The 26,704-nt window shown below is 68.0% G+C and carries 24 protein-coding genes and 1 pseudogene; 8 read left to right on the forward strand and 17 right to left on the reverse strand.

Annotated features, from left to right (window positions below):
* Positions 1 to 223: 223 nt before the first annotated feature.
* Entirely contained in the window at positions 224 to 943 is a 720-nt protein-coding gene (locus tag PL79_RS08095; protein WP_044846643.1) for a response regulator transcription factor, read from the reverse strand.
* A 375-nt stretch (positions 944 to 1,318) separates the two neighbouring features.
* Between PL79_RS08095 and PL79_RS08100 the strand changes: the two genes are divergently transcribed.
* Positions 1,319 to 1,810, forward strand: a complete 492-nt coding sequence (locus tag PL79_RS08100) for a hypothetical protein (protein ID WP_044846642.1) — start codon at positions 1,319 to 1,321, stop codon at positions 1,808 to 1,810.
* Between the two features lie 63 nt (positions 1,811 to 1,873).
* Here PL79_RS08100 and PL79_RS08105 read toward each other — a convergent pair whose 3' ends face one another.
* From PL79_RS08105 to PL79_RS08130, 6 genes are all read right to left on the reverse strand, one after another.
* Entirely contained in the window at positions 1,874 to 3,295 is a 1,422-nt protein-coding gene (locus tag PL79_RS08105; RefSeq protein ID WP_044846641.1) for a sigma-54 dependent transcriptional regulator, read from the reverse strand.
* Positions 3,296 to 3,407: 112 nt separating this feature from the next.
* Positions 3,408 to 3,992 carry a hypothetical protein gene (locus PL79_RS08110; protein ID WP_044846640.1) on the reverse strand — a complete coding sequence of 195 codons (585 nt, stop codon included), beginning with the start codon at positions 3,990 to 3,992 and terminating at the stop codon, positions 3,408 to 3,410.
* A gap of 155 nt (positions 3,993 to 4,147) precedes the next feature.
* Positions 4,148 to 5,737, reverse strand: a complete 1,590-nt coding sequence (locus tag PL79_RS08115) for a hypothetical protein (RefSeq protein ID WP_044846639.1) — start codon at positions 5,735 to 5,737, stop codon at positions 4,148 to 4,150.
* 44 nt (positions 5,738 to 5,781) lie between these two features.
* Positions 5,782 to 6,054, reverse strand: coding sequence for a hypothetical protein (locus PL79_RS08120; protein WP_082088620.1), 273 nt, complete (start codon positions 6,052 to 6,054; stop codon positions 5,782 to 5,784).
* Between the two features lie 72 nt (positions 6,055 to 6,126).
* Positions 6,127 to 6,717, reverse strand: coding sequence for a hypothetical protein (locus tag PL79_RS08125; RefSeq protein ID WP_044846638.1), 591 nt, complete (start codon positions 6,715 to 6,717; stop codon positions 6,127 to 6,129).
* Between the two features lie 111 nt (positions 6,718 to 6,828).
* Positions 6,829 to 7,152 (reverse strand): hypothetical protein, encoded by a 324-nt coding sequence (locus PL79_RS08130; RefSeq protein WP_044846715.1) that lies wholly within the window; start codon positions 7,150 to 7,152, stop codon positions 6,829 to 6,831.
* A 1,336-nt stretch (positions 7,153 to 8,488) separates the two neighbouring features.
* On the opposite strand from PL79_RS08130, the gene PL79_RS36345 reads away from it, so the two are divergent.
* Entirely contained in the window at positions 8,489 to 8,905 is a 417-nt protein-coding gene (locus tag PL79_RS36345; RefSeq protein WP_135801006.1) for a hypothetical protein, read from the forward strand.
* Between the two features lie 158 nt (positions 8,906 to 9,063).
* Here PL79_RS36345 and PL79_RS08150 read toward each other — a convergent pair whose 3' ends face one another.
* The gene (locus PL79_RS08150) at positions 9,064 to 9,990 is read right to left on the reverse strand and encodes an AraC family transcriptional regulator (RefSeq protein WP_044846637.1); all 927 of its coding nucleotides are present in this window, start codon (positions 9,988 to 9,990) and stop codon (positions 9,064 to 9,066) included.
* 180 nt (positions 9,991 to 10,170) lie between these two features.
* Here PL79_RS08150 and PL79_RS08155 point away from each other — a divergent pair, with 180 nt between their 5' ends.
* Both PL79_RS08155 and PL79_RS08160 read left to right on the forward strand, forming a co-directional pair.
* Positions 10,171 to 10,632, forward strand: coding sequence for a (2Fe-2S)-binding protein (locus PL79_RS08155; protein WP_044846636.1), 462 nt, complete (start codon positions 10,171 to 10,173; stop codon positions 10,630 to 10,632).
* Positions 10,633 to 10,634: 2 nt separating this feature from the next.
* On the forward strand, positions 10,635 to 12,845 hold the full coding sequence (locus tag PL79_RS08160) for a xanthine dehydrogenase family protein molybdopterin-binding subunit (protein WP_044846635.1): 2,211 nt from the start codon (positions 10,635 to 10,637) through the stop codon (positions 12,843 to 12,845).
* Between the two features lie 107 nt (positions 12,846 to 12,952).
* Here the strand turns inward: PL79_RS08160 and PL79_RS08165 are convergent, their stop codons facing one another.
* Entirely contained in the window at positions 12,953 to 14,155 is a 1,203-nt protein-coding gene (locus PL79_RS08165) for a Fic family protein (protein ID WP_044846634.1), read from the reverse strand.
* A gap of 436 nt (positions 14,156 to 14,591) precedes the next feature.
* Between PL79_RS08165 and PL79_RS08170 the strand changes: the two genes are divergently transcribed.
* The 4 genes from PL79_RS08170 to PL79_RS08185 all read left to right on the forward strand — a co-directional run bounded on the left by PL79_RS08170 (position 14,592) and on the right by PL79_RS08185 (position 18,086).
* Positions 14,592 to 14,990, forward strand: a complete 399-nt coding sequence (locus PL79_RS08170; protein ID WP_044846633.1) for a winged helix-turn-helix domain-containing protein — start codon at positions 14,592 to 14,594, stop codon at positions 14,988 to 14,990.
* A 421-nt stretch (positions 14,991 to 15,411) separates the two neighbouring features.
* Positions 15,412 to 16,593: a type III secretion system cytoplasmic ring protein SctQ gene (gene sctQ / locus PL79_RS08175; protein WP_442861535.1), complete on the forward strand. Its 1,182-nt coding sequence runs from the start codon at positions 15,412 to 15,414 to the stop codon at positions 16,591 to 16,593.
* Positions 16,594 to 16,596: 3 nt separating this feature from the next.
* Entirely contained in the window at positions 16,597 to 17,271 is a 675-nt protein-coding gene (gene sctR, locus PL79_RS08180) for a type III secretion system export apparatus subunit SctR (RefSeq protein ID WP_044847619.1), read from the forward strand.
* Complete coding sequence (locus PL79_RS08185) at positions 17,268 to 18,086, forward strand: lytic transglycosylase domain-containing protein (protein WP_044847618.1); 819 nt, start codon at positions 17,268 to 17,270, stop codon at positions 18,084 to 18,086. Before sctR ends, PL79_RS08185 begins: the two co-directional genes overlap by 4 nt.
* A gap of 168 nt (positions 18,087 to 18,254) precedes the next feature.
* Here PL79_RS08185 and asnB read toward each other — a convergent pair whose 3' ends face one another.
* The 8 genes and pseudogenes from asnB to sctJ form a co-directional block, all read right to left on the reverse strand.
* The gene (gene asnB, locus PL79_RS08190) at positions 18,255 to 20,222 is read right to left on the reverse strand and encodes an asparagine synthase (glutamine-hydrolyzing) (protein WP_044847617.1); all 1,968 of its coding nucleotides are present in this window, start codon (positions 20,220 to 20,222) and stop codon (positions 18,255 to 18,257) included.
* A gap of 255 nt (positions 20,223 to 20,477) precedes the next feature.
* Positions 20,478 to 21,509, reverse strand: coding sequence for an EscU/YscU/HrcU family type III secretion system export apparatus switch protein (locus PL79_RS08195; protein WP_044847616.1), 1,032 nt, complete (start codon positions 21,507 to 21,509; stop codon positions 20,478 to 20,480).
* Positions 21,510 to 21,534: 25 nt separating this feature from the next.
* The gene (gene sctT / locus PL79_RS08200; RefSeq protein ID WP_044847615.1) at positions 21,535 to 22,344 is read right to left on the reverse strand and encodes a type III secretion system export apparatus subunit SctT; all 810 of its coding nucleotides are present in this window, start codon (positions 22,342 to 22,344) and stop codon (positions 21,535 to 21,537) included.
* Positions 22,338 to 23,060 (reverse strand): hypothetical protein, encoded by a 723-nt coding sequence (locus PL79_RS08205; RefSeq protein WP_044847614.1) that lies wholly within the window; start codon positions 23,058 to 23,060, stop codon positions 22,338 to 22,340. The genes sctT and PL79_RS08205 overlap by 7 nt, the downstream gene beginning before the upstream one ends.
* Positions 23,053 to 24,438 (reverse strand): FliI/YscN family ATPase, encoded by a 1,386-nt coding sequence (locus tag PL79_RS08210; protein ID WP_044847613.1) that lies wholly within the window; start codon positions 24,436 to 24,438, stop codon positions 23,053 to 23,055. The genes PL79_RS08205 and PL79_RS08210 overlap by 8 nt, the downstream gene beginning before the upstream one ends.
* Positions 24,435 to 25,064, reverse strand: coding sequence for a type III secretion system stator protein SctL (sctL, locus tag PL79_RS08215; protein WP_044847612.1), 630 nt, complete (start codon positions 25,062 to 25,064; stop codon positions 24,435 to 24,437). Before sctL ends, PL79_RS08210 begins: the two co-directional genes overlap by 4 nt.
* Positions 25,046 to 25,786: a SctK family type III secretion system sorting platform protein gene (locus PL79_RS37005; RefSeq protein WP_044847611.1), complete on the reverse strand. Its 741-nt coding sequence runs from the start codon at positions 25,784 to 25,786 to the stop codon at positions 25,046 to 25,048. The genes sctL and PL79_RS37005 overlap by 19 nt, the downstream gene beginning before the upstream one ends.
* A pseudogene (sctJ, locus tag PL79_RS37010) lies at positions 25,783 to 26,668 on the reverse strand (type III secretion system inner membrane ring lipoprotein SctJ). The gene PL79_RS37005 and the pseudogene sctJ overlap by 4 nt, the downstream one beginning before the upstream one ends.
* Positions 26,669 to 26,704: the final 36 nt, after the last annotated feature.

Genomic DNA, 26,704 nt, shown 5'->3' on the forward strand with positions numbered 1-26,704 from the left:
CGCACATAACGCCGGAGCGATATCGGCACGCGCTTCCTTTCGTTCCGACCGATGATCGTGGGGGAGGCATGCAAAGTGCCCCCCTGCATCGGCCCTCCTCAGACGTCAGCAAGACGAAGCGCCGACGCACTGGACAATCACGCGTTCAGCCTTTCGATATGAAGGACAACCAAACGATTGTCCAAGTCGACGCGGCCCTAAGAAAGATTCCGGAATGTCACTGCTACCGAGATAGCGCTCGTGATTCCTGTTCTCGGCTCCCCGCCTGCTCCGCGCCGTCCAGGCAGCTCGCAACCTTGCCGCCGTCGAGCCCCAGCGCGGCCGCTCGCTGAACCAGCTCGATGTCGTTGCTCGCACCGAGTTTCTTCATCGCGCTGATCTTCTGCGCGCTGACCGTTTGCTTGCCCTTGTTCAGCCGCTGCGCGATCGCCTTGATCGGCATGCCGGCCAGATAAAGGCGAATCACCTCGATCTCGCGCGTCGAAAGCTTCACCGGCGGCGCCTCGTGTCCGGCCAACGCATCGAGCGCGCGGCGCACAAGCGGCGACAGATAGTGACCGCCGCTATAGCTCGAGTGAATCGCAGTGACGATATGGCCCACCTCGTCGAACTTGCTCACGAGGCTCGCGCCGACTTGCGAGAGAATCGAGCGGAAGATCACCGGGTTCTCGTTCCCGACCAACGCAACGATCCCGACGTTCGGACGCATGCGTCGCAGCCACTCGCACAGTGCGAAGCCGTTCATCTGCGCATCGCCGCGGACCGAATAATCGACCAGCGCGATGTCGCAATCGAGCGTGTCGAGGGTCGCGACGAGTTCGTCCGGCGTCCGGCAGACACCGACGAGATCGATTGCGCACACGTCGCCGGCAATGTGCTCCATGCCGGCGAGCGTCAACGGCCAGTCGTATGCAAAGATGGTGCGAATATTGAATTTCCCCATGCGCGGTTCCAGAAGGTTCACCCGGCGCGCGGCGCGGAATGCGCGTACGACCGGCGTGGCGTTGAATTTACGAGTGAGATATTTTTATCCCGATCGTTATTCTATGAGGCGACGCTTGGACGGGATATCGGACGGTGAATAGAGCGGCCTGCGGGGACGTAGTACAAGTTTGATTTTTGGCGCCGGCCCGACCGTTTGGCCGGTGTCGCCCTCGTCCTGACAGCCAACGTTACAGGTCGCGCGGGCCGCACCGACGGCCCGCGGGGTAAAATTGCGGCCTTTGCATGCCATTCCGGGCGACCGGCCAGGGGCAGCGCGCCGTTGCCGGCCGCGCGCCCCGCCCGTTCGCCGGCGGCCCGTACTCCCGCTTCCTCCATGACCGAATCCGATCTGCAATCCGACGACACCACCATCCACGAAGACGGCCTCTGGCGCGACAACGGCTGGACGGCCCGCATCATCAAGAACGAAGACGACGACGGCTGGGCCGTCGAGATGATCAAGGACGGCGAAGCCGAGCCCGCGCTCGTCGGCCCGTGGACCATGGGTCGCGACAAGAAGAACCCGAAGCCGATGGACGCGAACGCGTTCCGCACGCTGGTGAAGACCGCGACCGAGGTGCTGATGCGTCACGAGCAGCAGCGCCGCGCGATGCTGCACAAGGAAGTGACGGTGCAGGACGGCGACGGGCAGGATGTGTCGGTCACGCTCGACATCGTGCCGGACGAGTTCGAGCCGTATGCGCAACTGAAGGCGTTCGACCCGTACGGCGAACTGCTGGCCGACGCGAAAGTGTCCGCCGGGTTCAAGCTCAACAAGGCCAGCGCCGCACGCTGGGTCGAATCGGGCTTCGAACGGCCGGCCTGACGCCGCGAGCCGTGGGCCATGGGCCGCGACGTCGGGCCGCGTGCCGCGCGGCCGCAACCGGCGTCAGCCGTGCAGGCCGAGCGCGGTCATCAGCCGGTACAGCGTCGCGCGCGAGATGCCGAGTTCCGCCGCGACGTCGGCATGCTGATGCCGATGCCGCAACAGCGTTTCCTCGATCGTGCGCCGCTCGGCCTGCCGGCGCGATTCCGCGAGCGTCGGCGGCCGATGCGACGTGTACTGGTTCAGTTGGAGATCGACGGCCGAGATCAGCGGGCCGTTCGTCATCACGACCGCGAAACGAATCCGGTTGATCAGTTCGCGCACGTTGCCGGGCCACGCATAGTTGTGGATCGCCTCGATCGCGCACGGCATGAAGCCGCGAATCCGGTGCGAACTTTCGCCGCGATAGCGCCGCAGCACATGATCGGCGAGCAGCATGATGTCGCGGCCGCGCGCGCGCAGCGGCGGCTCGTCGATGCGCAGCACGCACAGTCGGTAGTACAGGTCCGGGCGGAACCGCCCCGCCTGCATCGCGGACTCGAGATCGACGTGAGTCGCGGACACGATCCGCACGTCGACCGGAATCGACGCGCGCCCGCCGAGCCGCTCGATCTTGCCCTCCTGCAGGAACCGCAGCAGGCTCGCCTGGCTCTCGAACGGCATGTCGCCGATTTCGTCGAGAAACAGCGTGCCGCCGTGCGCGGCCTCGATGCGGCCGATATTGCGCTGATGCGCGCCGGTAAACGCGCCCCGCTCATGACCGAACAGTTCGGCCTGCAGCAGCGTCGACGGAATCGCCGCGCAATTCACGGCGACGAACGGCGCATCGGCGCGCGACGAATGCTGGTGGATCGCCGATGCGGTCAACTCCTTGCCGGTGCCGGATTCGCCGGCGATGAACACGGTGGCTTCGGTGTTCGCGACCTTGCGGATCGTCGCGAACAGGCGGCGCATCGCGGCGCACGCGCCGATCATCACACCGCCGGGCGGCGCGGCATCGTCGGCCGGATCGCTTTCCGCCAGTTTCAGCATCCCGTATGCATGGCCGACGAGATAACCGATCGTCGTGTAGGCCGTCACATTGCGCACGTAGTCGAAGCAGCACTGGCGAATCAGGCGCGCGATGGTGGCATCGCGCAGCCGCTCGCCGTCGGCGAGCGCGACCCAGCCGATCCGCGGATCACGCAGCAGCGTCTCGAACGACGCGACGTCGGGCGACGCGAAGCCGTCGAAATCGACGATGCCCGCATGCAGGCGGTTCGCCTTCACGAGATTGAATGCGTCCGCAACGGATTTAGCGTGCCACACATCCCAGCCGCGCGACGCGAGACAGTCGACGAGCCCCGCATCGGGATGCTGCGACAGATAGACGAGCGGGCGCGACAGCACGGTTAGGTGACGCCGGGCCGCAACGAACGGCGGCGCGTATGCGGCCCGTTCGTCCTCGTGCGGGCCTGACAGGCTGATCTGGCAGCAATGGTTCATGATGGCCTCGCCGCATAGGGTTGTCTGACGGAGCGGGCGGCGCGAAGCGGTGCGCGGCGGGCCTCCCTGCCCGCACGCGGCGCTACCGGCATGTCCGCTCCGGAAAGTTTCGTCATCGGCAGAACACGACACGCTGCGTGTAGATCTGCGGTTCGACGACGGGCCGCGCGGCCTGGTTGAGTTCCTCGCGATACGTGCGGTAGGTCTTGCCGTTCACCGTCACTTGCGTCGCGGGCGCCGTCTCGATCGTGTTCAATCCTTTGCGCTGCCAGTCGCTGACCCGCGCCGACGCGGACAGGTTCGACTCGCCGGCGATCTTCTGCGTGATCGCACTGCTGTCGCTCCACGGCTGTGTCTGCATGTCCTCCGCGTGCTGCATCGCGCCGATTGTCTTGCCGGTCGCGGTCGGCCCGTTCTGCGCCTCGAACGACGCGCCGCGGCCGTACACCGGCGATTGCCACGACGGGGCGTGTCCGTCCTCCGGCATCATGTAGACCATCTGCGGATCGCCAACCATCATCATCGGCACGCATGCCGTGTTGTCCGCGCGGCCGAGCGTCGTCAGCGCCTGCTGGACGCTCGCGGCGTTCGCGAGAGTCTGCTCGCTCAGGATGACAAAGACCGCGGGGTTCTGGAAAACCGACTGTGCGGCGGCTTGTGTGTCGACCAGCAGCAGCGCGACCCAAAAGATCCTCATGATTGAGGCCTCCTCGTACCCTCGTCAGGCAAAAAGAGGTGTTGACCTCGGGGAGGGATCAACACCCGTCCAACTTGCACCGTGCGTCGCACAGCGGATCCCGGCGTTCCCGTGCGGCCCGGCTTGCCGGTCGCGCGGAAGCGTCGCCCGCGTGCTTACGACGATGTGCTCGTCGAGATGACGGTCGGAGCAGGCATCGCCGGCGCGGCCGGGGCGACCTGCTGGTCGGCCGCGGCCGGGGCTGGATCCGGCGCGGCCGGCATGTCGGCGGACGGCGCGGGCGCGGCGGCGGATTCGACCAAGCCGGTCGCCTTTGCGTCGACGGCTGGCGTGTCGGCAGCGGCTGCCGCCGTGGCGCGCGACGCGGCCTCCGGTGCGGGCGCTTCGGCTGCCGCCTGCGTTGCCGGCTCGGCAGCCTTCGCATCGACCGCGGGCTCGGGCGCTGCAGCGTAGGCCGGGGCCGGTGCGGCTTGCGCGGTGTCCGGCACCTTCGCGTCGACGGCAAGCGCTGCCGGGGCTTGCGCTGCGGTGTCGGTTGCAACCGGTGCCGGTTCCGGTGCCTTGTCGGCGACCGTCGACGCGGGTTCCGGCGCCTTGTCGGCGACCGTCGACGCGGGTTCCGGCGCCTTGTCGGCAACCGCCGGCGCGGGTTCCGGCGCCTTGTCCGCAACCGCTGGCGCAGATTCCGGCGCCTTGTCCGCGAAGCCCCCCGCGGCAACGATGGCGGCACCCGGCACCACGCTCATCGCAGCCGGTGCAACGGCAGGCGCAGCACTCACCGCCGGTGCTGCCGCGGCAACCGGCGTGGTGACGACGGCAGGCACGACGGCAGCCGCTTGCGATGCCTTCACGGCGGCCGCCTGCGTCGCGGCAGGCACCGCGCTGACGGCCGGCGCGACCATCGACGGCGCGGGCACCGGAACCGGAATCGGCGCCGCCTGGACCGCGGTCGTCGCCAGCGGGCGAATCTGCACGGGCGCGGCGGCATCGAGCGGCGGCAGGCCCATGCGGTTTCGCACGAGCGGATCGCGATACTTCACGTCGTCGGCGACGGTCGCTTCGGCGGACGGCGCCACATTCGAACGCGCGAGCGGCGTGGTCGTGCCCGGGCACAGATGCCCGGTCGCTTCCACCGCGCGCCGGTTCGCATCGCTCTGGCAGAGCAGCGCGAGCGCGACGTCGGTCAGCCCCATCGCGCGGAATTCCCGCGCATCGAGACGACGCACGCACGCCTGGTCGACCAGGGTCGTGCCGCCCGTCGCGCCGAAGCCCGGGAACGACACGCCGACGCTCACCGAGCCCATGCAGGTATCGGACAGCGTGGTCGTGAGGCCGGGCGCCTGGATCGACGGGTTCGTCTTGATCGTCTGGGTGCCCGAATAGTTGACGTTTTCCGACGCCTGAGTGTTGTAGGGGTTGGTGCCGGGCGAGCCGGCCGACTGGAGCGAGCTCACGCTCTGCGGCGTCACGTTCGAGCCGCCGCTCGTGCTGGATGGCATCGTAACGTTCACGTTCACGCTCGAATTGCCGCTGCCGCGCACGCCGCTCGTGCTGGCACTGCTGGCGTTGCCGCCGCGCGAACTGGTGACGTTCGTGTTCATGCTCGAGCCGCCGCCCTGGCTGATCGCCGTCGACGACGTCGAGGACTGCGAACTTGAAGTCGAGTCGGCAGTCTGCGCCTGGGCACCGATCGCGGCCATCGCGAACATTGCGGCACATGCCGCCCTGATCTTGTTGCTGTTCATTTCACTCTCCGGACGAGGTTTGACCTCCGACCCAGGCAACCGCACTAATTCCCCCGAATGCCTTCAGCTTTGCCCGCTTCCCCGAACTGCTTCCAGCCGCTACCCAGCTGGGACCACGAACCGCCCGACATTCCCGGCCACGCCAGGGAATCCGGTGCGCCGATGGCACTGCCCGACGAAAGCGTGTGTTGTTCTGACGGATTGGTTGCAGGGTTCGACGTCTGCAAATTTGATTGCACGTCCTCGGCAGCGCGGTCAGCGCCATATGCCGTCAGAGACGCGAGCATCAGAGCGGCGGCAATCAGGTTCTGCTTCATGCCAACTCCTTACTTGAACAACAGTGCGGAAAAGAGACCAGCGTCGCTGGGAAACTGGTCCCCCGCACCCGACTAGTGACTGCTCCCGGTCGCGCTCGAACTCCCCTGGCTTCCGCCCGATGCAGACGGCGAACCGGCCGGACCGGTACTCCACACGGTCGACGCGTTGTAGTGATTCGAACCCGCGATCGCGCCCGACCCGCCGCTGCCCGTCAACCCGGCAGCACCCGCGTTGGCGATACCCTGATCGTTCCCGCCGCTGGCCGTGTAGTGGTTCGCGCCGAGGACGATCGTGGCGGTCACCCCTCCCGACAGCGCATTCGCGTTCTCGTTCGTGCTGCTGTTTCCACCGTACGAACCTGCGGCACCGATACCGCCGCCTGCCGCGAACGCGCCCCCGTTCGAGCCCCAGCCGCTGGCCGTCGAAGTCGAGTTGTGGAAGGCCGATGCCGCGCCGGTGGAACCAGCGGGTGTCACGGTACTTCCTGCGCTTGCGCCCGCGACCGAATTCGAATTGCTCGTATAGCTGCCTGAGCCGACCAGCACCGAACCGGACACACCTGCTGCGACGGATTGCGTCTGGTTGGTCGTGGACGGACCGGCGGCCAATACGGCCGACGAAAGGACGGTGAGCGCTGTCGCTAAAATGACTTTGGCTTTCATAGCAATTCCTTGCCGTGAGAAAGTTTGATGGCGAAGTCGCCGGGCTCGCCCTCGCGAAACGAAACCCGGCGTCCGTGCCACCAGCCAATGACGAACGCTGCGCGCCGCGGCTCAGTGGTGATACGTCCAGCCGATCGAGCCGGCATTCGCACCGCTGTTGCCGCCCGCTTGTGCGCCGCCGAAGCCGAAGCCGCCCACCGTCGACGTTTGGACGTGGCTCGTGTACGAGATCGAACCGCTGCTGCCGCCGCCAGCCGTGGCACCGGCTGCGCCGAGTGCGGCACCCGAATCGGTCGCGGTGAAATGGCCGAATCCGGCAACCCCGGCAATCGTCGAGCCGCCGCTCGACGAATTGCTGGTCGATACCGTGCCGCTGCCGGCGAATGCTGCACCCGAAACCGCCAGAACTGCGGCTGCAATCAGAAGCTTCTTCATGGTCGACTCCATAACGGCGTGGACGGAACAAGCGAGGAAAGCTGCACGCCTTCAACTTTCCAGCCCTGAGCAATCCCCATAACATAAGGATCACTATCTAATTACAAAGAATTGATTCATCTCGAATCCGATGGCCGCACAATTTTTCGGCGATCCGAATCCTGGTTTCGTATTTTTTTAGTTTTCCGAAATTTTTATACTTATTATCGATATAAGTTATCGATCATTTATCAATCGGAAAAACGAATCGACGCACGCACCCGGAAACAGGCATTCGCCATTCGGGATCAGTCGTTTTCGAAATTTGCTTACACGGCATACCGGCACATGGCATCCGCTTCAGCGATCGAAAATGCGTGAGTACAGTTATCTACCGTGAATGCAGTGCCATCAAAACATGCGCGTTATCGCGGCGATAACGGGCCTGCATTACAGTCAGGCGGCATCGCTTCTCCCTGGGCTACCGATCAAAGATCTTCCGGGCAATCCGGCCGACGGGTATGCGAGCTAGTCCAGCCAGCGCAGGCATCGGCCCGGCGCAGCGGATACGGCTCGGCACGAGCGGAAACGATTCGGCGTCGAGCTGTCCGGCACGGACAGCATGGCCCATCCGGACGAGCTGAATGAAGGGGAGCACGGCTGTCGGCCGGTTGTCGTGAGAAACGACAGGCGGTCCAGCACGCGCAACGCGCGGATACCGGGAAACCGGCAACGAACCCGCGAAGCTGGCACTGCATCGCGAGTCCTGTTCCGAGCTGTCCGACTACCCCACGGGTGCGCAAGGAATGCGCGCATCAAGTTGTTGCTTCTGGTCTTCATCGCTATTTCCCCGACTGCTTATTGACGAACGGGCCGCCCCCCATCTTTGTTGCATCAGGTCGACCGCTCGCCGGTGCGTCCAATATCGCAAACGGCATGCCATGCGTGATTCCACCGATGGTTGCGCGTCGCGTATCGTTCGCGGCGCCCGCAATATCGCCGGGAATCGAATTTTTTGTTTCAGGAATGTATCGCGATAACGGTCGGCAGCACGCGCCGATCATCGAATGGCGCGAAGCAATGCCGGAAAAGGCGGACGAACGCGGCCCGCGGGGCCTCGCGCAAGGGGGTGTCGAACGGATGTTTCATACTTGAGAACTGCACCGTCGCATATCCCGGCCGATGTACATTTCGGCCCCGGCAAACCGCCTGCCGCAGCCCGTTCGGCAGCCTTCCCGTACGCGAAAAAATCGTGAATCGAAGCGCGCGACAACCGGTTCTGCGGGACCCGCGCGGCCGACATCGCTATCGTTCCGGACGTGCGGACCCGCCGCCGCGAAACGCAATTGATTCATCCGTGAAAATACCGACGATATCGAGCATCGGCCGGCGATGCGATCGCGCAGCAAAAACCGGTAAATACGACGCGAGCCGACATGACTTTCACGCCGCATATCGGAAAAAACGACGGCAGGTGCGCCATGCGGCCTTGAACACACTTTATCGATTTTTACTGTTTTCCTTCAATTCACCGACATCCAGTACCGGCAACCATCGTGCTCCAACGGCTGGGATGAGAACGCGCGCTGCGCGCGAGAAACATTTTCGAATCGATTTCGGCTGCGAATCTCATCGCGCGAAACATGGTCGTGAAATGCGCGATCCATGCAGAATGTGCGGGGCGGAGCGGCGTTATTGCGCGTTTCGGCCCGTCGGTTCGCATCCTGCCGGCATTTTCCGTATCGGTTCGCCCGTTTCCGGGATGCATGCTTGAAACAGAAGTTCGTGCGCGGCGTGGCGGCACGCTCCGCTGTCCCGTTGCGCATGCGTGCGGCGGCCATGGCACATCGATTGCGTGTCATCCCGTTCCGGCGAGCCGCGCATCGCGCGACGAAGCCGGGCCCGATGCGGTCGACACGACCGGCACTCCCGTCAGGTGCCGAGCAATTCCTTCTTGCGCAGATGCACGACATCGCGCATCGGCGGCGCGCCGAACAGCCGGCTGTATTCGCGGCTGAACTGCGACGCGCTTTCATAGCCGACGGTCGCCGCCACCGACCCGACGTCGCCGCCCTGCCGCAACAGCAAACGCCGCGCCTCGTGCAGCCGCAGTTGCTTCTGGTACTGCAGCGGACTCAGCGTGGTCACGTGCTTGAAGTGATGGTGCAGCGACGACACGCTCATGTTGACCGCCTGTGCGAGCGTGTCGACGCGCATCGGCTCCGCGTAGTGATCGCGGATCCATTCGATCGCACGCGCGATCCGGTGCGTCTGGCTGCTCGCGACGGCCATGTGCCGCAGCCGCGTGCCCTGCCCGCTCGTCATCAGCCGGTACAGCAGTTCCTTTTCGATCAGCGGCGCGATCACCGGAATGTCGGCCGGCGTATCGAGCAGCCGCAACAGCCGCAGCGCGGCATCGAGCAGCGGCGGCGTCAACTCGGCGAGCGCGATGCCCTCGCCTTCCGGGCCCGCATCGGGCTCGGGCAGCCGCATCTCGGCCGCAAGTTCGACGATGCGCTGCAGATCGAGCGTGAGCGACAGGCACAGGTAAGGCGCGTCGGGCGAGGCCTGCGTGACGCGCGAGAGGATCGGCAAGTCGATCGACGTAATCAGGCAATTGCGCGTGTCGTATTCGTAGGCCTGGCCGGCCACGATCACGCGCTTCGCGCCCTGTGCGGCGATCACGAGCGCGGCACGCGACACGCCGCAGCCGAGATCGACCGGATGCGCATGCCGATGCAGCATCAGCGCCGGCACGGCCGTCGAGTGGGAGCCGTCCGTCGGCGCGAAACGGCCGATCAGCGACGCCAGTTCGCGCCGCCCGGATTCGCGCGACGCCGCGATATCGGTCATGTCCATGACGGATTCCTCGCCTCATTTCCCTGAATCGCGGGAGCATAGCGAATCGCTCGCCGCCGCGCCGGGGATTTGCAGGATTGTTCAATAAATTTGCAGGATTGGGTAGACGTAAAAATCGGCCGTTCGCGCACACTCCCACCTGATCCGGCGCATGCCGGGTTTTCCCCACGGAGACAAAAAATGCCCACCACGTTTGTCCTGAACGGCAAGAGTGTCACGCTCGACGCCGATCCGTCGATGCCCGTCCTCTGGGCAATCCGCGAGCATGCGGGGCTGACCGGCACGAAGTTCGGCTGCGGCATGGCGCAGTGCGGCGCGTGCACCGTCCATCTCGAAGGCCAGGCCGTGCGCTCGTGCGTGCTGCCGCTCGCCGGCATCGCGGGCAAGCACATCACGACGATCGAAGGCCTCGAGAGCAAACCCGCGCAGGCCGTGCAGGCCGCCTGGGTGAAGCTGCAGGTGCCGCAGTGCGGCTATTGCCAGTCCGGCCAGATCATGTCGGCAACCGCCCTGCTCGAACAGAACCCGAAGCCGACCGACGCGGACATCGACGCCGCGATGAACGGCAACATCTGCCGCTGTGCGACCTACGCCCGGATCCGGGCCGCGATCCACGACGCGGCCGCGACGCTGGGAGCCTGACCATGACGATCGAACTCGACAACGCCGGCTCGGTGCGACCGTCGCGCCGCACGTTCCTGAAGGCCGCCGGTGCCGCGGCCGCCGTCAGCCTGACGATCGGCTTCGAATGGGCCGGCCTCGGCCGCCGCGCGCTCGCCGCGACGGCGCCCGCCGCCGACTTCGCGCCGAACGCCTTCCTGCGCATCACGCCCGACGGCACGGTCACGGTCATCGCGAAGCACGTCGAAATGGGCCAGGGCGCGTACACGGGCATCGCGACGATCGTCGCCGAGGAACTCGACGCGGACTGGTCGAGCGTGCGCGTCGAAAGCGCACCGGCCGATGCGAAGCGCTATGCGAACCTCGCGTTCGGCACGATGCAGGGCACGGGCGGCAGCTCGGCCATGGCGAACTCGTGGCAGCAATTGCGCGAAGCGGGCGGCAAGGCCCGCGCGATGCTCGTGTCGGCCGCCGCGGCGCGCTGGAAGGTGCCGGCCGGCGAACTGACCACCGCCAACGGCGTCGTCACGCATGCGAAGAGCGGCAAGACGGCCGCCTACGGCACGCTCGTCGCCGACGCGTCGAAACTGCCGGTGCCCGACAAGGTCACGCTGAAGCAGCCGGCCGACTTCAAGCTGATCGGCCATCGCATTGCGCGCGTCGACGGGTCGGCCAAGTCGAACGGCACCGCGCATTTCACGCTCGACACGACCTTCCCCGGCATGCGCGTCGCGCTGCTGCAGCGCCCGCCGCGCTTCGGCGCGACGGTCAAGTCGTTCGACGCGACGGCCGCGAAGGCCGTGCCGGGCGTGGTGTCGGTCGTGCAGGTGCCGGGTGGCGTCGCGGTCGTCGCGAACGGTTTCTGGGCCGCGAAGCAGGGCCGCGACGCGCTGAAGGTCGACTGGGACGAAACCAACGCCGAAAAGCGCAGCTCGGACGAGCTCATGCGCGAGTACCGGCAGCTCGCCGCGCAGCCCGGCGCGTCGGCCCGCAAGGATGGCGATGCCGACGCGGCGATCGCGGGTGCCGCGCGCAAGGTCAGCGCGACCTACGAATTTCCGTATCTCGCGCACGCGCCGATGGAGCCGCTCGACGCGGTCGTCAAGCTGAGCGCGAACAGCTGCGAGATCTGGGCCGGCGACCAGTTCCAGACGGTCGACCAGGGCAACGCCGCCAGGGTCGCGGGCCTGAAGCCCGAGCAGGTGCAGATCCACACGCTGTACGCGGGCGGCAGCTTCGGCCGGCGCGCGAACGCGTGGTCGGACTACGTGGTCGAGGCCGTGTCGATCGCGAAGGCGCTCGGCGCGGACGGCAAGCCGGTCAAGCTGCAGTGGACGCGCGAGGACGACATCCAGGGCGGCTTCTATCGCCCGATGTACTTCCACAAGCTCGACGCGGGGCTGACCGCGGACGGCCGGCTGGTCGGCTGGCGCCACCGGATCGTCGGCCAGTCGATCCTCGCCGGCACGCCGTTCGAGGCGTTCATGGTCAAGGACGGAATCGACGCGACGTCGGTCGAGGGTGCGGCGAACCTGCCGTACGCGGTGCCGAACGTGTCGGTCGAACTGACCACCACCAAGGTCGGCCTGCCCGTGCTGTGGTGGCGCGTGGTCGGCAGCTCGCACACGGCCTACGCGGTCGAGGCGTTCATCGACGAAGCCGCGCACGCGGCGGGCAAGGATCCGTACCTGTTCCGCCGCGACCTGCTCGCGAAGGAGCCGCGGATGCGCGCGGTGCTCGAGCTGGCCGCGCAGAAGGCCGGCTGGGATCCGGCGAAACCGCTGCCGAAGGGCCGCGGGCGCGGGATCGCGGTGGCCGAGGCGTTCAAGAGCTACGTCGCGCAGGTCGCGGAAGTATCGGTCGACGCCGACGGCAAGGTGAAGGTCGAGCGCGTGGTGTGCGCGGTCGACTGCGGGATCGCGATCAATCCCGACATCGTCGCCGCGCAGATGGAAGGCGGCATCGGCTTCGGGCTCGGCGCGGCGCTGCACAGCGCGATCACGCTGAAGGACGGCCATGTCGAGCAGCGCAACTTCGACGGCTATCACGTGCTGCGGATGGCGGAGATGCCGAAGGTCGAGGTGCATATCGTGCCGTCGGCCGAGGCGCCGACGGGCGTCGGCGAGCCGGGTGTCGCGCCGGTCGGGCCGGCGGTCGCCAACGCGATCTTCGCGGCGACCGGCAAGCGGCATTACGTGCTGCCGTTCGATTCGGGCGATACGGCGAAGGCTTGACGGGCAGAACGAAGAGACGCCGGGCCGGCCGCGTGACGGGAACGTTGCGCGGCCGGTTTTTTATTGCGCTGGCGCCTGCGGCACGCGACACGATCACGCCGGACCGGTCACTCCTGTTCGACTTCCGGCCAAAGCCTGGGGAAAAGAAATCGCAGTGCCGCGAGCGGCAGCCCGAAGGAAAGCTCACCGCGGTGCGAAGGAGAAGTCAGCAGCCCGAAATCGAGCAGCGATCGAACGATACGGCGTGCCAGCACGTCACTGACTCCCAGCATCTGCGTGAATTCCGCGCGCGTGACGGCGCGACGCAGTGCGACGAATTCCATGGCCAGCGCAGCGGCTTCCGCCTTGATGACGGACTTTTCCGAACGGATGCTCCATGGATTGAATTCGAGGTACCGCAATAGATCGAGCATGCGTGCGGTGACTCCGTCGAATTCCGTCATACGCACCATGAATCCGACCTGATCCTCGCAACAGGCCAGAAAGAACCGCGCGAACCTGACCAGCCCTTCCTGAGTCAGATTGCCCCGGCCGTCCAGATCATTGCGCCGGGACTGATCGGCTTCGCTCAGCCTCGCGTAATACTGCTCATGCTCGCGCGCCAATCCGCGAAGCGGTGACCACAGCCCGTGGGTGAGATCGGCGGCGCGCAGTCCAAGATGCGAATGCAGACGCGCAACCCTGCCGTTACCGTCCATGAACGGATGTACCCACGCCAGGCGATGATGCGAGCAAGCGATCCCGATCACTTGATACTCCCTCGCGCGGATACGGGCGTAACGCGTCGCCCAGGCCTGAAGCAGCGGCTCGATCATCTCGGGCTCCGGTGCCAGATGGCGCCCGACCGTCACATCGGAGCGCCGAAGCTCGCCCGGAACAACGATTTGACCATCGTCGGTGATTCGCTCATCTGCGGGAAGGCACGAAAAGAACCGCTCGTGGATGACGGAAATTCGCGCAGGCTCGAACAGCGCGGCGAGCGGAAGGCCGCCCCATTCTTCCTCGAGTGCGGCTTCCGTTGCGATATGCGCGACCGCGAAGCGCTGCTTCTTGCGCTCGACGATATCGGTCGAATAATCCCGATGAAGCGCCGCCTCGATTTTGGCGGGGGTCGTGTGCTGACCTTCGATCTTGTTCGTATAGTACGAATTCATTACGCGCAACTGCGGAACGAGCGCGCGTGCCAATGGCGTATCCCTCACCGCGAGCAACCGTTGCGACGAATCGACGAGTTGGCCGGCCTGATCAAGCAGCGGATCGAGGACACGGTCCTCGGGAAACAGCGGTTCAAAGGTGGCAACGGTTGTCATGCTTCGCCGGGAGGGTTCGATGTCGGGTTGAATGTAGGGTTTGATGTGGCCGATTATAGCGACTTATATATATGATTTATATGCATTTTTCATGATTATTGGTTGGGTTGAATGTAGGGTTCAGTGTAGGGTTTATTTTGCTCGATTTTGCGCCATGTCGCGCGAACGCGTCGCCTGCCGTCAGCGCATTCCCCAACGTTACGCCGCCCGTAACGCCCGTAACGTTCCGGCCGGATGCTACGTAACAATCCTTCAATGTTGCTCCGACCCTTCCGAAGCACACCACACGCCCCACGTTAAAAATTCTTTTAGATTCAACGCTGGCGCGCCGCCCACCCCGCTCCGACCATTCGTCGATCCCTGTCAGCGCGTCCCTGGCCCGGAAGTTGCGGTACATGACCCGCAAACACTCCTTTACGGACATGCGAGGGCCAACATGGATTGCAAATACCTGTACATCGACAACATAAAAATCAACTTCGTGCGCCGCACGATCGAAATCGACAACAAAGTCGTCGACGTCACGCCGCGTGAATTCGATGTCGTCGAATTCCTGCTCGACAACATGAACAAGATCGTGCCGCGGCAAGCGATCCAGGAAGCGGTCTGGGGCCGCGAGCTCGGCGTGTCGTCGCGCACGCTCGACACCCATATCTCGCGCATCCGTTCGAAGCTGCAGCTCGATCACGACAAGAACCTGCGGATCATCCCGATCTATGCGGTCGGCTATCGGCTGGTGCTGTTCGGCGCGGCCATGACGCACGTCGAACGCCACGATGTGGCGCCGATCCTGCGCGCCGCCCCGCAGCAGGCGCTGGCCGCCGACTACGCGTAACGCGTAGCGGCTCACCCGCGCGCCGCCGCAGCGCGGCGCGCCGGCAAGGCTCGTCCACGGCGCTGCACGCGCGACCCGGAGCGTCTCGTGGCCGGGCACGCCTTCCCCGCCGCGACACGACCGCCGCCATCGGGCGGCGGCCGCGTTTGCGGCAGTCGCATGCAAGCGCGCGTGCCGTCGATTAGCGGCTGCGCTATCGCACGCCACGCCGCCGCGACACCGCGCCGACCCACCACCGCCCCGCCACGCCTCCCGACAAAAGGCTTCGTAGCTCGCCGCCGCCCGCGCGGCCCCGCGCTGCACACGACTACGGATTCCGGCGCGGCACGCGGCCGGCGGCGTCCCTACAATCGACGCAGCAGCCGCGCGCCCCTGCGCGCGCGCCACAAACAACCGTCGAACCAACGCCGAATCCGCCCTGATCCGCCGTGCCTGCTGTCTGTCCCTGACGAATGCCGACGCCGCGACGCCGCGAACGGGCGCGCCCGCCGCCGCACCCCGGCCGCCACCCCGGCCGCGCGGCCGCATCCCCGCCGCGCCGGCGGTCGCGCTCGACGGTCGCCTGGCTGCCGCGCTGTCGCGCGCCGCGCGCGGGCTGTCGCAGTGCGTACGGCGCGACGGCCGCGGTCCGGTCACGCTCGGCGAACACGCGTACGAGGTGCGCTGGCGCGTCGATGCCGAACCGGCCGCCGACGCGCATGCCTACCGCTTCGTCATCGGCCCGGCCGCCGGCACGCTGTGGATCGATCCGGTCGCGGAAAGCGCATGGCTCGGCCACGCGGCCGACCCGGCCGTGCCGGCCGTGATCCGCGCGGCGCTGCTCGCCGACCTCGCCGTGCCGCTCTCGGCCGTGTTGCAGGCCGCGACGCGGCAGCGCGTGGAATTGCTGCCGCCGCCGGCGAGCGTGCCCGCGTGGCGCACCGCGCCGGCCGCGCTGCGCTTCGAGCTGCGTCGCGCCGACGGCGCCTGGCGCTGCCACGGCGCGCTGCTGTTCGATGCGCCGGACGCGCTCGCGGTGTTCTTCGCAGCACCGACGCCGGCGGCCGCGCGGCCCGACACCCGCGCCGCGTATGCGGGCCTGCCGGTGCCTCTGGTATTCGAGATCGGCCGGACCGAGCTGACGATGGCCGAGCTGGCCGACGTCGTCGGCGGCGACATCATCGCGATCGAACGCTGGCGCGCGCACGAGCAGAACCTGCTGTGCGTCGCGCGGGTGCCGGCCGCGCCGACGTGGGAGATCACCGGACGGCCGTCGGGCAACCGGCTGACCGTCGAACGAATCAGGGAGATGCCTTTGGAACCGACCCGCACCGACACCCCGCCCGCGAGCGCGCACGATGCGCCGCCCGACGATGCGCCGCGCTCGCTCGACGGCCTCGCGGTCGACCTGCGTTTCGAATTGCCGCCCACGTCGATCCCGCTCGGCGAACTCGGCGCGCTGCAACCGGGCGCGGTGATCGAGCTGCAGCAAGGCATCAACCAGAGCGTGATCCATCTCGTCGCGAACGGGATGCTGATCGGCACCGGCCACCTGATCGCGGTCGGCCAGAAGCTCGGCGTGCGCGTCGTCACGCTGACGCAGCCCGCGCCGCGCGAGCGCTGAACGATGGGCAGCCTGCCGAATCCGGTCGCGCTGATCGCGGTGATCGCCGCGCTCGGCATCGCGCCGTTCGCCGCGCTGATGGTGACGAGCTATACGAAGCTCGTGGTCGTGCTCGGCCTGCTGCGCTCCGCGCTCGGGATCCAGCAGGTGCCGCCGAACCTCGTGCTGAACGGCATCGCGCTGATCCTGTCGCTGTTCATCATGGCGCCGGTCGGGATGTCGATCCGCGACGCGCTGCAGGCACGCCACTTCGACGCGTCGGGGCAGTTGTCGACCGCCGATATCGGCGCGCTCGCCGATGCCGCGCTGCCGCCGGTCAAGGATTTCCTGGTGTCGCACACGCGGCAGCGCGACCGCGAATTCTTCGTGCGCACGGCAACCTCGGTCTGGCCGAAGAACCGCGCGGACGGCATCAAGGACGACGACCTGCTCGTGCTGGTGCCGAGCTTCACGCTCGCCGAGCTGACCAAGGCGTTCCAGATCGGCTTCGTGATCTACATCGTGTTCATCGTCGTCGACCTGCTGGTCGCGAACATCCTGCTCGCGCTCGGGATGCAGATGATCTCGCCGACGACGATTTCGGTGCCGTTCAAGCTGCTGCTGTTCGTCGCGCTCGACGGCTGGTCGCTGCTCGTGCACGGGCTCGTGCTGTCGTATCGCGTGGCGGGGGCGGGATGAACGCGCGCGCGTTGCGCAGCGTCGTGCCGAACCTGAGCGCAGTGGTCGCGCCGGCCGTGCTAATCGCGCTGGCGTTGACGCTCGCCTGCGCGGGCCTGCAGCCGCGCAGCGCGCACGCGGCCGGCAGCGCTGCCGGCTTCGCGCAGCTCGCGCGCGCGTGCGCGCCGAACGTCGATCCCGACACGCTCGCCGCGCTGGTGCGCACCGAATCCGGTTTCAACCCGTATGCGATCGGCGTGGTCGGCGGCCACCTGACGCGCCAGCCCGCGTCGCTCGACGAAGCGCGCGCGACCACAAGCGAGCTGGCCGCGCGCGGCTTCAGCTACAGTGTCGGCCTCGCTCAGGTAAACGAACGAAACTTCGCGAAATACGGCCTCGACGACACGACGATGTTCGAACCGTGCCGCAACCTGCGGGCGGGCGGCGCGATCCTGACCGAATGCTTCGCGCGCTCGTCGAACACCGGCCGTCCCGCGCAGGCCGCGTTGCGCGCGGCGCTGTCGTGCTACTACAGCGGCAACTTCACGACCGGGTTCTCGAGCGGCTACGTGAGCCGCGTCGTCGCGAGCGCGCAACGCAATGCGCGCGAAGGCGGCGTCGAACCGATTCCGGTGGTGAGCGATACGCCGCCACCCGCGCGACAACGGCGCATGGACGCGGCCGCGACCACGCCGCCCGAACGCGCGCGCAGGCTCGCGTCGCCCGCGGCCTCCGCCGACGCGCCGTCGTGCCATGCGCGCCCGGTCGTGATGATGTGCCGCGGCTTGCCGGCGAGCCAGGCGAAGCGGCTGTGCGTGCGCTGTCTCGATCAGTGAGCGTCGACGCGACGCCGGCATGACGTGCATCGGATGACGCGGCGTGCCGCGTCGCCCCGCTTCATGCGGCGCGCCGTGCCTCCAGCCATGCCTGGCACATCCGAACCGCGCCGCGTCATCCCGCTTCATGCAGCGCGCTGTGCCTCCAAGCGTGCGCGAAACCCCGCTTCACGCAGCGCGCTGCGCCTCCAGCCATGCCTGAAACATCAGCACCGTCCACAGCTGATGCTGCCAGTTCATCCGGCCCGACTGGTGCTGGCGCCACAGCCGCTCGACCGCCGCCGCGTCGAAGAAGCCCTCGTCACGCAGCCGCGACGGCTGCAGCAACGCATCGGCCCAGTCGCGCAGCGCGCCGCGCAGCCAGTGATCGACGGGCGCGCAGAAGCCCTGCTTCGGCCGGTCGATCAGCGCGGACGGCACGTACCGGTCCAGCAGCCGGCGCAGCAGCGCCTTCGACTGCCCTTCCGGCAAACGCACCGACGCGGGCACGCGCCATGCGAATTCGACGACGTGATGATCGAGGAACGGCATGCGCGTCTCGAGGCTCACCGCCATCGCCGCGCGGTCGACCTTCGCGAGGATGTCGGTCGGCAGGTACGTGAGCGTGTCGATCGCCATCGCCTGCTCGGCGAAGCTCAGGTTCGCGGGCCACGCGGACACCGTATCGAGCGGGGTCGGCGGTTCCTGTCCGGCCAGCGCGATGCGCTCCGGATGATGCACCGACGACATCAGCAGCCGGTACAGCGCGATGCGGCTCTCGGCCGTCATCACGTGGCCGAGCTTGTGCAGCCGGTCGCCGATGCGGGTCGCCGAGTCGCGCGCTTCCACGCCGCTCCATGCGCCCTGCGCGACCGCCGCGAGCTGGTCCGCATGATCGGGACGCAGCGCATGCAGCGCGGCGGCGATCCGCGCGCGCACCGCCGCCGGCACGCGATGCAGCTTGCGCCACAGGCGCGGCGTCAGGAAGTAGCGCGTATAGCCGCCGAACAGCTCGTCGCCGCCGTCGCCGGACAGGCTCACCTTCACGTGCCGGCGCGTCAGCTCCGACACGAGGAAGGTCGGAATCTGCGACGCGTCGGAGAACGGCTCGTCATAGATCGTCGGCAGTTTCGGCACGACGCCGAGCGCATGGTCGGCCGTCACGTAGAGCTCGGTATGCCGCGTGCCGAGGTGACGCGCGACCGCCTTCGCATAGCCGGCCTCGTCGTAGCCGGCCTCGTGAAAGCCGATCGTGAACGTGTCGACCGGCTTCGCCGACTGCGCCTGCATCAGCGCGACGATCGCCGACGAATCGATGCCACCCGACAGGAACGCGCCGAGCGGTACGTCGGCTTCCATCTGCCGCGCGACGGCCTGGCGCAGGATCGTGTCGAGCTGATCGACGGCCTCGTCGGCGCTGCCCTCGAACGGCTGCTCGCGGCCGGCTTCGATCGCCTGCTCGAGCGTCCAGTACGCGCGCGGGCGCGGCGTGTCGCGCGCATGCTCGAACTGGATGAAGGTGCCCGGCGGCAGCTTGCTGATGCCGCGATAGATCGTGTGCGGCGCGGGCACGCTCGACTGGCGCAGGTACAGGCACAGCGCGTCGCGATCGATCGTGCCGTCGAAGCCCGGGTAGCCGCGCAGCGCCTTGAGCTCCGACGCGAACACCAGTGCGTCGCCGATCCGGCCGTAGTAGAGCGGCTTCTCGCCGATCCGGTCGCGCGCGAGCGTCAGCACCCGCGACGCGCGATTCCACAGCGCGAACGCGAACATGCCGGTCGCGCGCCGCAGCGCCGCCTCGACGCCCCACGCGGCAATCGCCGCGATCAGCACCTCGCTGTCGGAGTGGCCGCGCCACGCCGGTGCGCGACCCGCACGCCCGAGCTCCGCGCGCAACTCGCGATGGTTATAGATTTCGCCGTTGAAGACCATGACGTAGCGGCCGCACGCGGATGCCATCGGCTGCCGGCCGTGGACCGACAGATCGACGATCGCAAGCCGCCGGTGGCCGAGCGCGATACCGGCTTCCGGGTCGACCCAGAGGCCCTGCCCGTCGGGGCCGCGATGCGCGAGGCTCGCCGTCATTCGCGCGAGCGTGCCGCGCGCTGTCTCCTCATCGAAGGCGACGCTATTCAGAAAGCCGTCGATTCCGCACATTGATTTGTCTGCCTCTGTTGACCTGTTCCGTCAGCGGCGGCGCAACCTCGCAGCCCGCCGTCCGGCTGACGGTCGAGCCATATTACGAAGAAATAAATCAGCAATAATTCATGGGTGAATCTCGGAAGAACCCGGAAAAAAACCGGCGTCAAGCACTGCGTGCGACCGGCCCGGTGAAGCGGAAACGGTTCCGCATCACGACGCATCGCTGAACCGCGCGCCTTTCGATGTTCCGGCCCCGACAGTTCGAGCACGTCAGGCCGCGCCGGTCGCCCACTTCAGCAACTGCGCGACTTCGCGGAAATGCCGTTGCTGGATCGTGCCCTTTTCAGGCGTGCTCTCGTACAGCGCCTGCGCGAGGCCGGCGTTCGCAAGCGTCGGACGCAGCGCGTCGCGCGCGAGCCGTACGATCCGCTCGGCCGCCTCGCCCTCGCCGCGCGCGAGCACCCATGGCAGCGTGCCGACGCCGCCGTAATAAAGCGCGACCGCGACGCTCGACGAATAGACGACCACCGACGCGAAGCCGATCCGGTCGGGCAGCGACGAGAACTGCGCTTCGCGCGCGAGCTGCCGGCGCTTCGCCTCGATGTGCGGGTCGCCTTCATCTTCCTTGTGCTCGCGCCGCACTTCCTCGATCGACATCTTCATCTTCTGATTGAACTCGCGCCGCTGATGCACGATGTCGATCAGCGCCATCACGATATAGATCAGCGCGGCCCAGCCGAACAGCAGCATCAGCAGCTTCACGATCAGCGCGAGAATCGACATCGGCCGCGTGAAGCCGGACTGCACCGCCGGGTCGAGCGACTCGACGATCAGCCAGCCGAGCGTCGCAACCAGCAGCACGGTCTTCAGCAGCATCTTCGCGAGGTTCACGAGGTTGCGCATCGACACCATGTTCTTCAGCCCCTCGGCGGGATTGAGCCGCGACAGCTGCGGCACGAGCCGGCTCCACGCCATCACGCCGCCCACCTGCACGAAGCCCGCGAGCAGGCCGGCCAGCAGCCCGGCCGCGACGATCTGCGCGGACAGCAGCGCCCACTCGCGCGCGGCGCCGTCGATCAGCACCGCGAGCCGCGCGGAGGGATCGCTGGCGCCCGCCGCATCGAACACGAGCCGGAACAGCGCCTGCAGCCGCGCGATCAACGTGCCGAGCCCGACCGCGAGCGCGACGCACACGCCGACGAAGAACGCGGACGAGATCGTCTCCGCGCTCTTCGGCACGTCGCCTTTCTGGCGCGCCTCGCGCAGGCGCTTCGCGGTCGGCTGCTGGTTCTTTTCGGCCATCGTCGCTCCGGTTCCGGCGGGGCCGTCACGCGCCGCCGTGCGCGGCGAACAGCGCGCGCAGCAGCGCCATCAACCCGCTGTCGGGGCTCAGCAGCGCGTGCAGCGACGCGTATACCACCGGCAGGAACAGCACCATCATCAGCACCGCGAGCGCGCTCTTCAGCGGCTGCGCGAACACGAAGACGTTCAGCTGCGGCACCGCGCGCCCGACGAGGCCGATGCCGAGTTCGACCAGCACCAGCACGATGATCACCGGCGCGGCCAGCTTCACCATCCATTCGAAGATCGTGTCGGTCTGCCGCACGACGAAGGTCTGCAGCATCGACGAGAAATCGGGGCCGAGCGAGCCGATCGGCCACCACGCGTACGACTGCGCGAACAGTTGCACGAGCACCTGCAGCCCGCCCGCGGTGACGAACAGCGCGATCGCGACGAAATTCAGGAACCCTGACGTCGGGCCGCCCTCGTGCCCGCCCATCGGATCGAAGAACGCGGCGCTGCCGCTGCCGGTCTGGAAATCGATCAGGTAGCCGACGCCCTGGATCGCGAACAGCACCGCGCTGAACGCGCCCGCGAGCAGCATGCCGATCACCGCCTCCTTCGCGACGAGCAGGCACCACATCAGGAACGGCAGCGCGGCGACCTGTGCCGGGTCGATCACCGGCGCGACGAACGCGGCGATCACGACCGCGATGCCGTTGCGCACGAGGCCCGTGACGATCTGCTCGTTGAACACCGGCACGACGAACATGATCGGCAGCAGGCGCGGCATCACGTAGAGCAGCGGACGCAGCGTGCCGGCGATGTCGTTGAAGTTCGCGGCGTGGTCTAGCATCGGCGCTCCGCGGCGGCGGGCGGCGCCGGATCGTCGACGGCGGCGGCCGGGACAGTCGCGCCGCCCGGGTCGGCGTTGCCGGCCGCTGCGCGCGTGTTTGCCGTGTTTGCCGTGTCCGTCGTGTCCGTCGCGTCTACCCCCGCCGGTCGCGACACCATTTCCGCATCGAACGCGGCCGCCATGTCACGCTGACCCGATGCATGCCCCTGCGCGTCGCCCGCCCACACGCCGGCCGTCGCGAAGCGCCGCACCGCATGCGCATCCGCGACTTCGTCGGCATCACGCTCGACCCGCGCCGCGCGCGCGTGCAGGGCCTTCTCGCCGGCCTTGTCGAGCTTGTCCTCGGCGGCCTTCGCCTTGCGCGCGGCGCGCTGCAGGTCGGCGAGCGTGGCCTCGTGATCGCGGTGCACGTGCGCGGCCTCGCTGACCGACGCGTGCGCGACACCGATATGGCGGTCGAACGTGCGCGTATCGGCCGCCGCGTTCTGCAACGCGCGCGCCTCGCGCACGTCGTCGGCGAGGCGCGTCTGGATCGCGGCCTTCGCCGCGACCTGCTGCGCAAGCTGCGCGTGCGCGGCATCGAGCGCGCGCCGGCTCTGCGCGGCGATGCCCTGCTGGCGCGCGGCCGCCACGCGCGCGATCTGGCTGCGCATCTCGCGCACGCGCTTCAGGCGTGCGAGCGTCGCGAGCACGAGACGGTCGTCGGCTTCAGACATGGTCGTTCGCGAGTTTCGTCAGCTTCGCGAGCAGCGCGTCGAAACGCACGTCCTCGTGCGACGCCTGCGCGCAGAACGCGCCGATCGCATCGCGCGCACGCAGCGCGAGATCGCCGAGCCGGTCGCTGCCTTCGCGGTACTCGCCGATCTGCACGAGCAGCTCGATTTCCTGGTACTTCGCGATCAGCTCGCGCACGCGCGCGGCCGCTTGCTGATGCGCCCGGCCCGCGACGAGCGGCATCACGCGCGACAGGCTCGCGAGCACGTCGATCGCCGGATAGCGGTTCGCGAGCGCGATCTTGCGCGACAGCACGATGTGACCGTCGAGGATCGAGCGCACTTCCTCGGCGATCGGATCGGATTCCTCATCGCCTTCGACCAGCACCGTATACAGCGCGGTGATCGAGCCGGTCGCGCCCTGCCCCGCGCGTTCGAGCAGGCGCGGCAGCACGGCGAACGTCGACGGCGGGAAGCTGCGCCGCGTCGGCGGCTCGCCGCTCGCGAGGCCGACCTCGCGCTGCGCGCGCGCGAAACGCGTGAGCGAATCGACCAGCAGCAGCACGCGCTTGCCCGCATCGCGGAAGTGCTCGGCGATCGCGGTCGCGACCAGCGCGGATTTCACGCGCTCCATCGCCGGACGATCGGACGTCGACACGACGACGATCGAGCGCGCGCGCACCTCGGGCGACAGGCTGTGCTCGATGAACTCGCGCACTTCGCGGCCGCGTTCGCCGACCAGCGCGATCACGTTCACGTCGGCCTGCGCGCCGCGCGCGATCATCCCGAGCAGCGTGCTCTTGCCGACGCCCGACGGCGCGAAGATGCCGACGCGCTGGCCGATGCCGAGCGTCATCAGGCCGTCGACCACGCGCACGCCGGTCGGAAACGGCGTGTCGATCAGCTTGCGCGCGAGCGGGTTCGGCGGGTCCTGCTGCGTCGACACCCACGCGGCGCCCGTCACCGGCCCGCGATCGTCGAGCGGCCGGCCGAGCCCGTCAAGCACGCGGCCGAACAGCGCTTCGCCCACCGGAAACACGTGCTCGCGCCCGGACGGCACGACGCTCGTCTCCGGCGACAGCCCGGCCACGTCGCCGAGCGGCGTGAGCAGCGTGGTCTGCCGCGAGAAGCCGACCACTTCGGCGAGCAGCGTCGGCTGGTTCGGCGTGCGCAGCTCGCAGATCTCGCCGAGCCGCGCACGGATGCCCGTCGCGTTGAGGATCTGCCCGACCGCGTGATTGACGCGGCCCTGCACCGACACCGGCGAGAAGAAGGCGAGCCCCGCGTCGAGATCGCCGACGAGGCGACCGCGATCGAACGGCGCGGCATCGTCGTCGCTCTCGCGGCCGTTCGGTTGCGGATCGTCGAGCGGCGCATTCATCGCGGCGAGCCCTTCAGCGCGTCGCGGCGGATCGCCTGGCGCAGCGCGTCGATCTGCAGGTCGAGGCTCGCGTCGATGCGCCCGGACGGCGTCTCGACCGTGCACGCGTGGCGTTCGAGCTGCGCATCCTCGACGATGCGGATCCGTTGCCGGTTCGACTGGCCGGCGAACGCGCGCTCGAGCGCGTCGCGCATCTCGTCCTCGCGGCCCGGCGCGACCCGCACGATCAGGAACGCCTCGTCGCGCACGAGCGGCGCGATCCGCGCGAGCGCGGCCTCGTACAGCCTCTGCGTGGGCATCTCGCCGACGATCGCGCGCACGGCCTTCACGACGATGTCGGCCATCGAATCCTTCATCGACTCCATCGTGCGCGCGGCGGCCAGCGCCTGCGTATAGGCCTGCGCCGCATGCTCGCGCTGCGCGCGGCGCATCCCTTCGTCGTAGCCGGCCGCCTGGCGCTTGTCGAATTCGCGCTGCGCATCGGCGACGATGCGCGCGGCCTCGTCGCGCGCGGTCGCGATCACCGCGGACGCGTCGAGCAGCGCCGCGTATTCGCGCTCCTTGAGTACCTTGCGCTCCGACAGCAGCTGCAGGTTGTCGCTCGTGATCAGAAAAGCCAGTCCCATGACGCAAGCCTCTCGGGAATCAGAAACAGGAACAGCAATTCGCCGAACTGGTCGCGCTGCGCGCGGTTCAGCCAGTACGGCGCTTCGTCGTCGATCGCGCGGTTGAATTTCAGCCGCGCGCGCCGCGCGACCGCATCGCCCGCCACGCCGATGAAATCCGCGAGCAGCCGCCCGCCGCGCGCACGGATCACCACCGGCAGCGCGGCCGGATCGGCACGCCACGGTTCGAGCGTGTCCGCCAGCGCGCCGAACTCCGGCGCGCGCTCGAGCGCGAGCTCCAGTGCATCGCCGCCGAGCTTCGCCGCGACTTCCGCGCGAATGCGGCGCACGGCCAGCGCATCGCGCAGCCAGCCGCGATGCAGCAGCAAGCCCGCATACGATGCGAGCTGTTCGAGCGCCGCGCCGGGCAGCAGCGCAAGCCGCGCGCACGGATTCGCGAGGTCGAAGTCGTGATGTTCGGCCACGCCGTTCGCATCGAGCAGATGGCGCGCAAGCAGCTTGCGACCGGCCGGGCCGAACGCGTCGGGCGAGCGGTAGCGCGCGGGCCAGTCGGCCGGCACGCGCGTCACGTGCAGATAACGGTCGGGCCGCAGGTTGAATTCGCAGACGAGCGCATGAAACGCCGCGCGCCGCGCAGCGGGCGGCGCCGCGAGAGATTGCAGCCACGGCAGCGACACGGCGTCGGGCGCAACGCCCGGCGGCAGCACATGCGGCTCGTTCATGCGCCGTCGCGCGCGCCGTCCGGCGTGCGCAGGCTGCCGCCGACTGCGCGGACGCGCCGCCTGCACCGTTGCCGCCGCGCGGTGCGCCGCCGACCAGCCCGGCAGCCGCGCGCCGAACATCCCGCGCCGCGCGGCCGACAGCGCGATCACCGCGCAGGTCAGCAGATCAGCGCGAAACACCAGCCAGCCGAGCGGCGAGCGCAGCCGCAGGATGTCCGACACCGCGCTGCCGATCCCGTCCACGCGCGCCGTGCGCGCGGCGGCCGGCTGCAGGAACAGCGACACGTTGTCGTACTGCAGCCCTTCGATGCTGTGCGCGACGAGATCCTTCACCATCGGCGCCATCGCGCGCAGGTCCACGCCGGGCCGGTAGCGGATGTACACGGCCGCCGACGACGGCTTGATCTTGTCCGCAAGCGGATCGTTCTCCGGAATCACGACCTGCACGCGCGCGACCACCACGCCCTCGATGTCCTGCAGCGTGCGCGACAGGTCCTGCGACACGCCATACAGGTAGCGCACGCGCTCCTCGGCCGGCGTCGACACGAGCCCCTGCTTCTGGAACAGCTCGCCGAGGCTCGCATAGCTCGGCTTCGGCAGCCCGTTCGCCTGCAGCACGGTGAGCGCCGACTGCATGTCGCCGTCCGCGACGCTCACCTGCCATGCGTTGCGATCCGACGTGTCGCGCGCGTCGTTGTCCTTCGCCGCGCTGATGCCCGCGTCGCCGAGCACGGCAACCATCTGGTTCGCATCGCGCTCCGACAGGCCGGAGTAAAGCTCCTTCTGGCAGCCGGCCAGCAGCGCGAGCAGTCCCGCGAGCAGCGCACGCGCCGCCCGGCTGCGCCACGCATGCAGGCGCGGCGTCGAATCGATCGTCGTCATCGTTTGTCCGCTTCAGGGCGCGCGGCCGGTTCAGGC

It is taken from the genome of Burkholderia sp. USMB20, from assembly GCF_000949135.2.
Classification (GTDB): Bacteria; Pseudomonadota; Gammaproteobacteria; order Burkholderiales; family Burkholderiaceae; genus Burkholderia.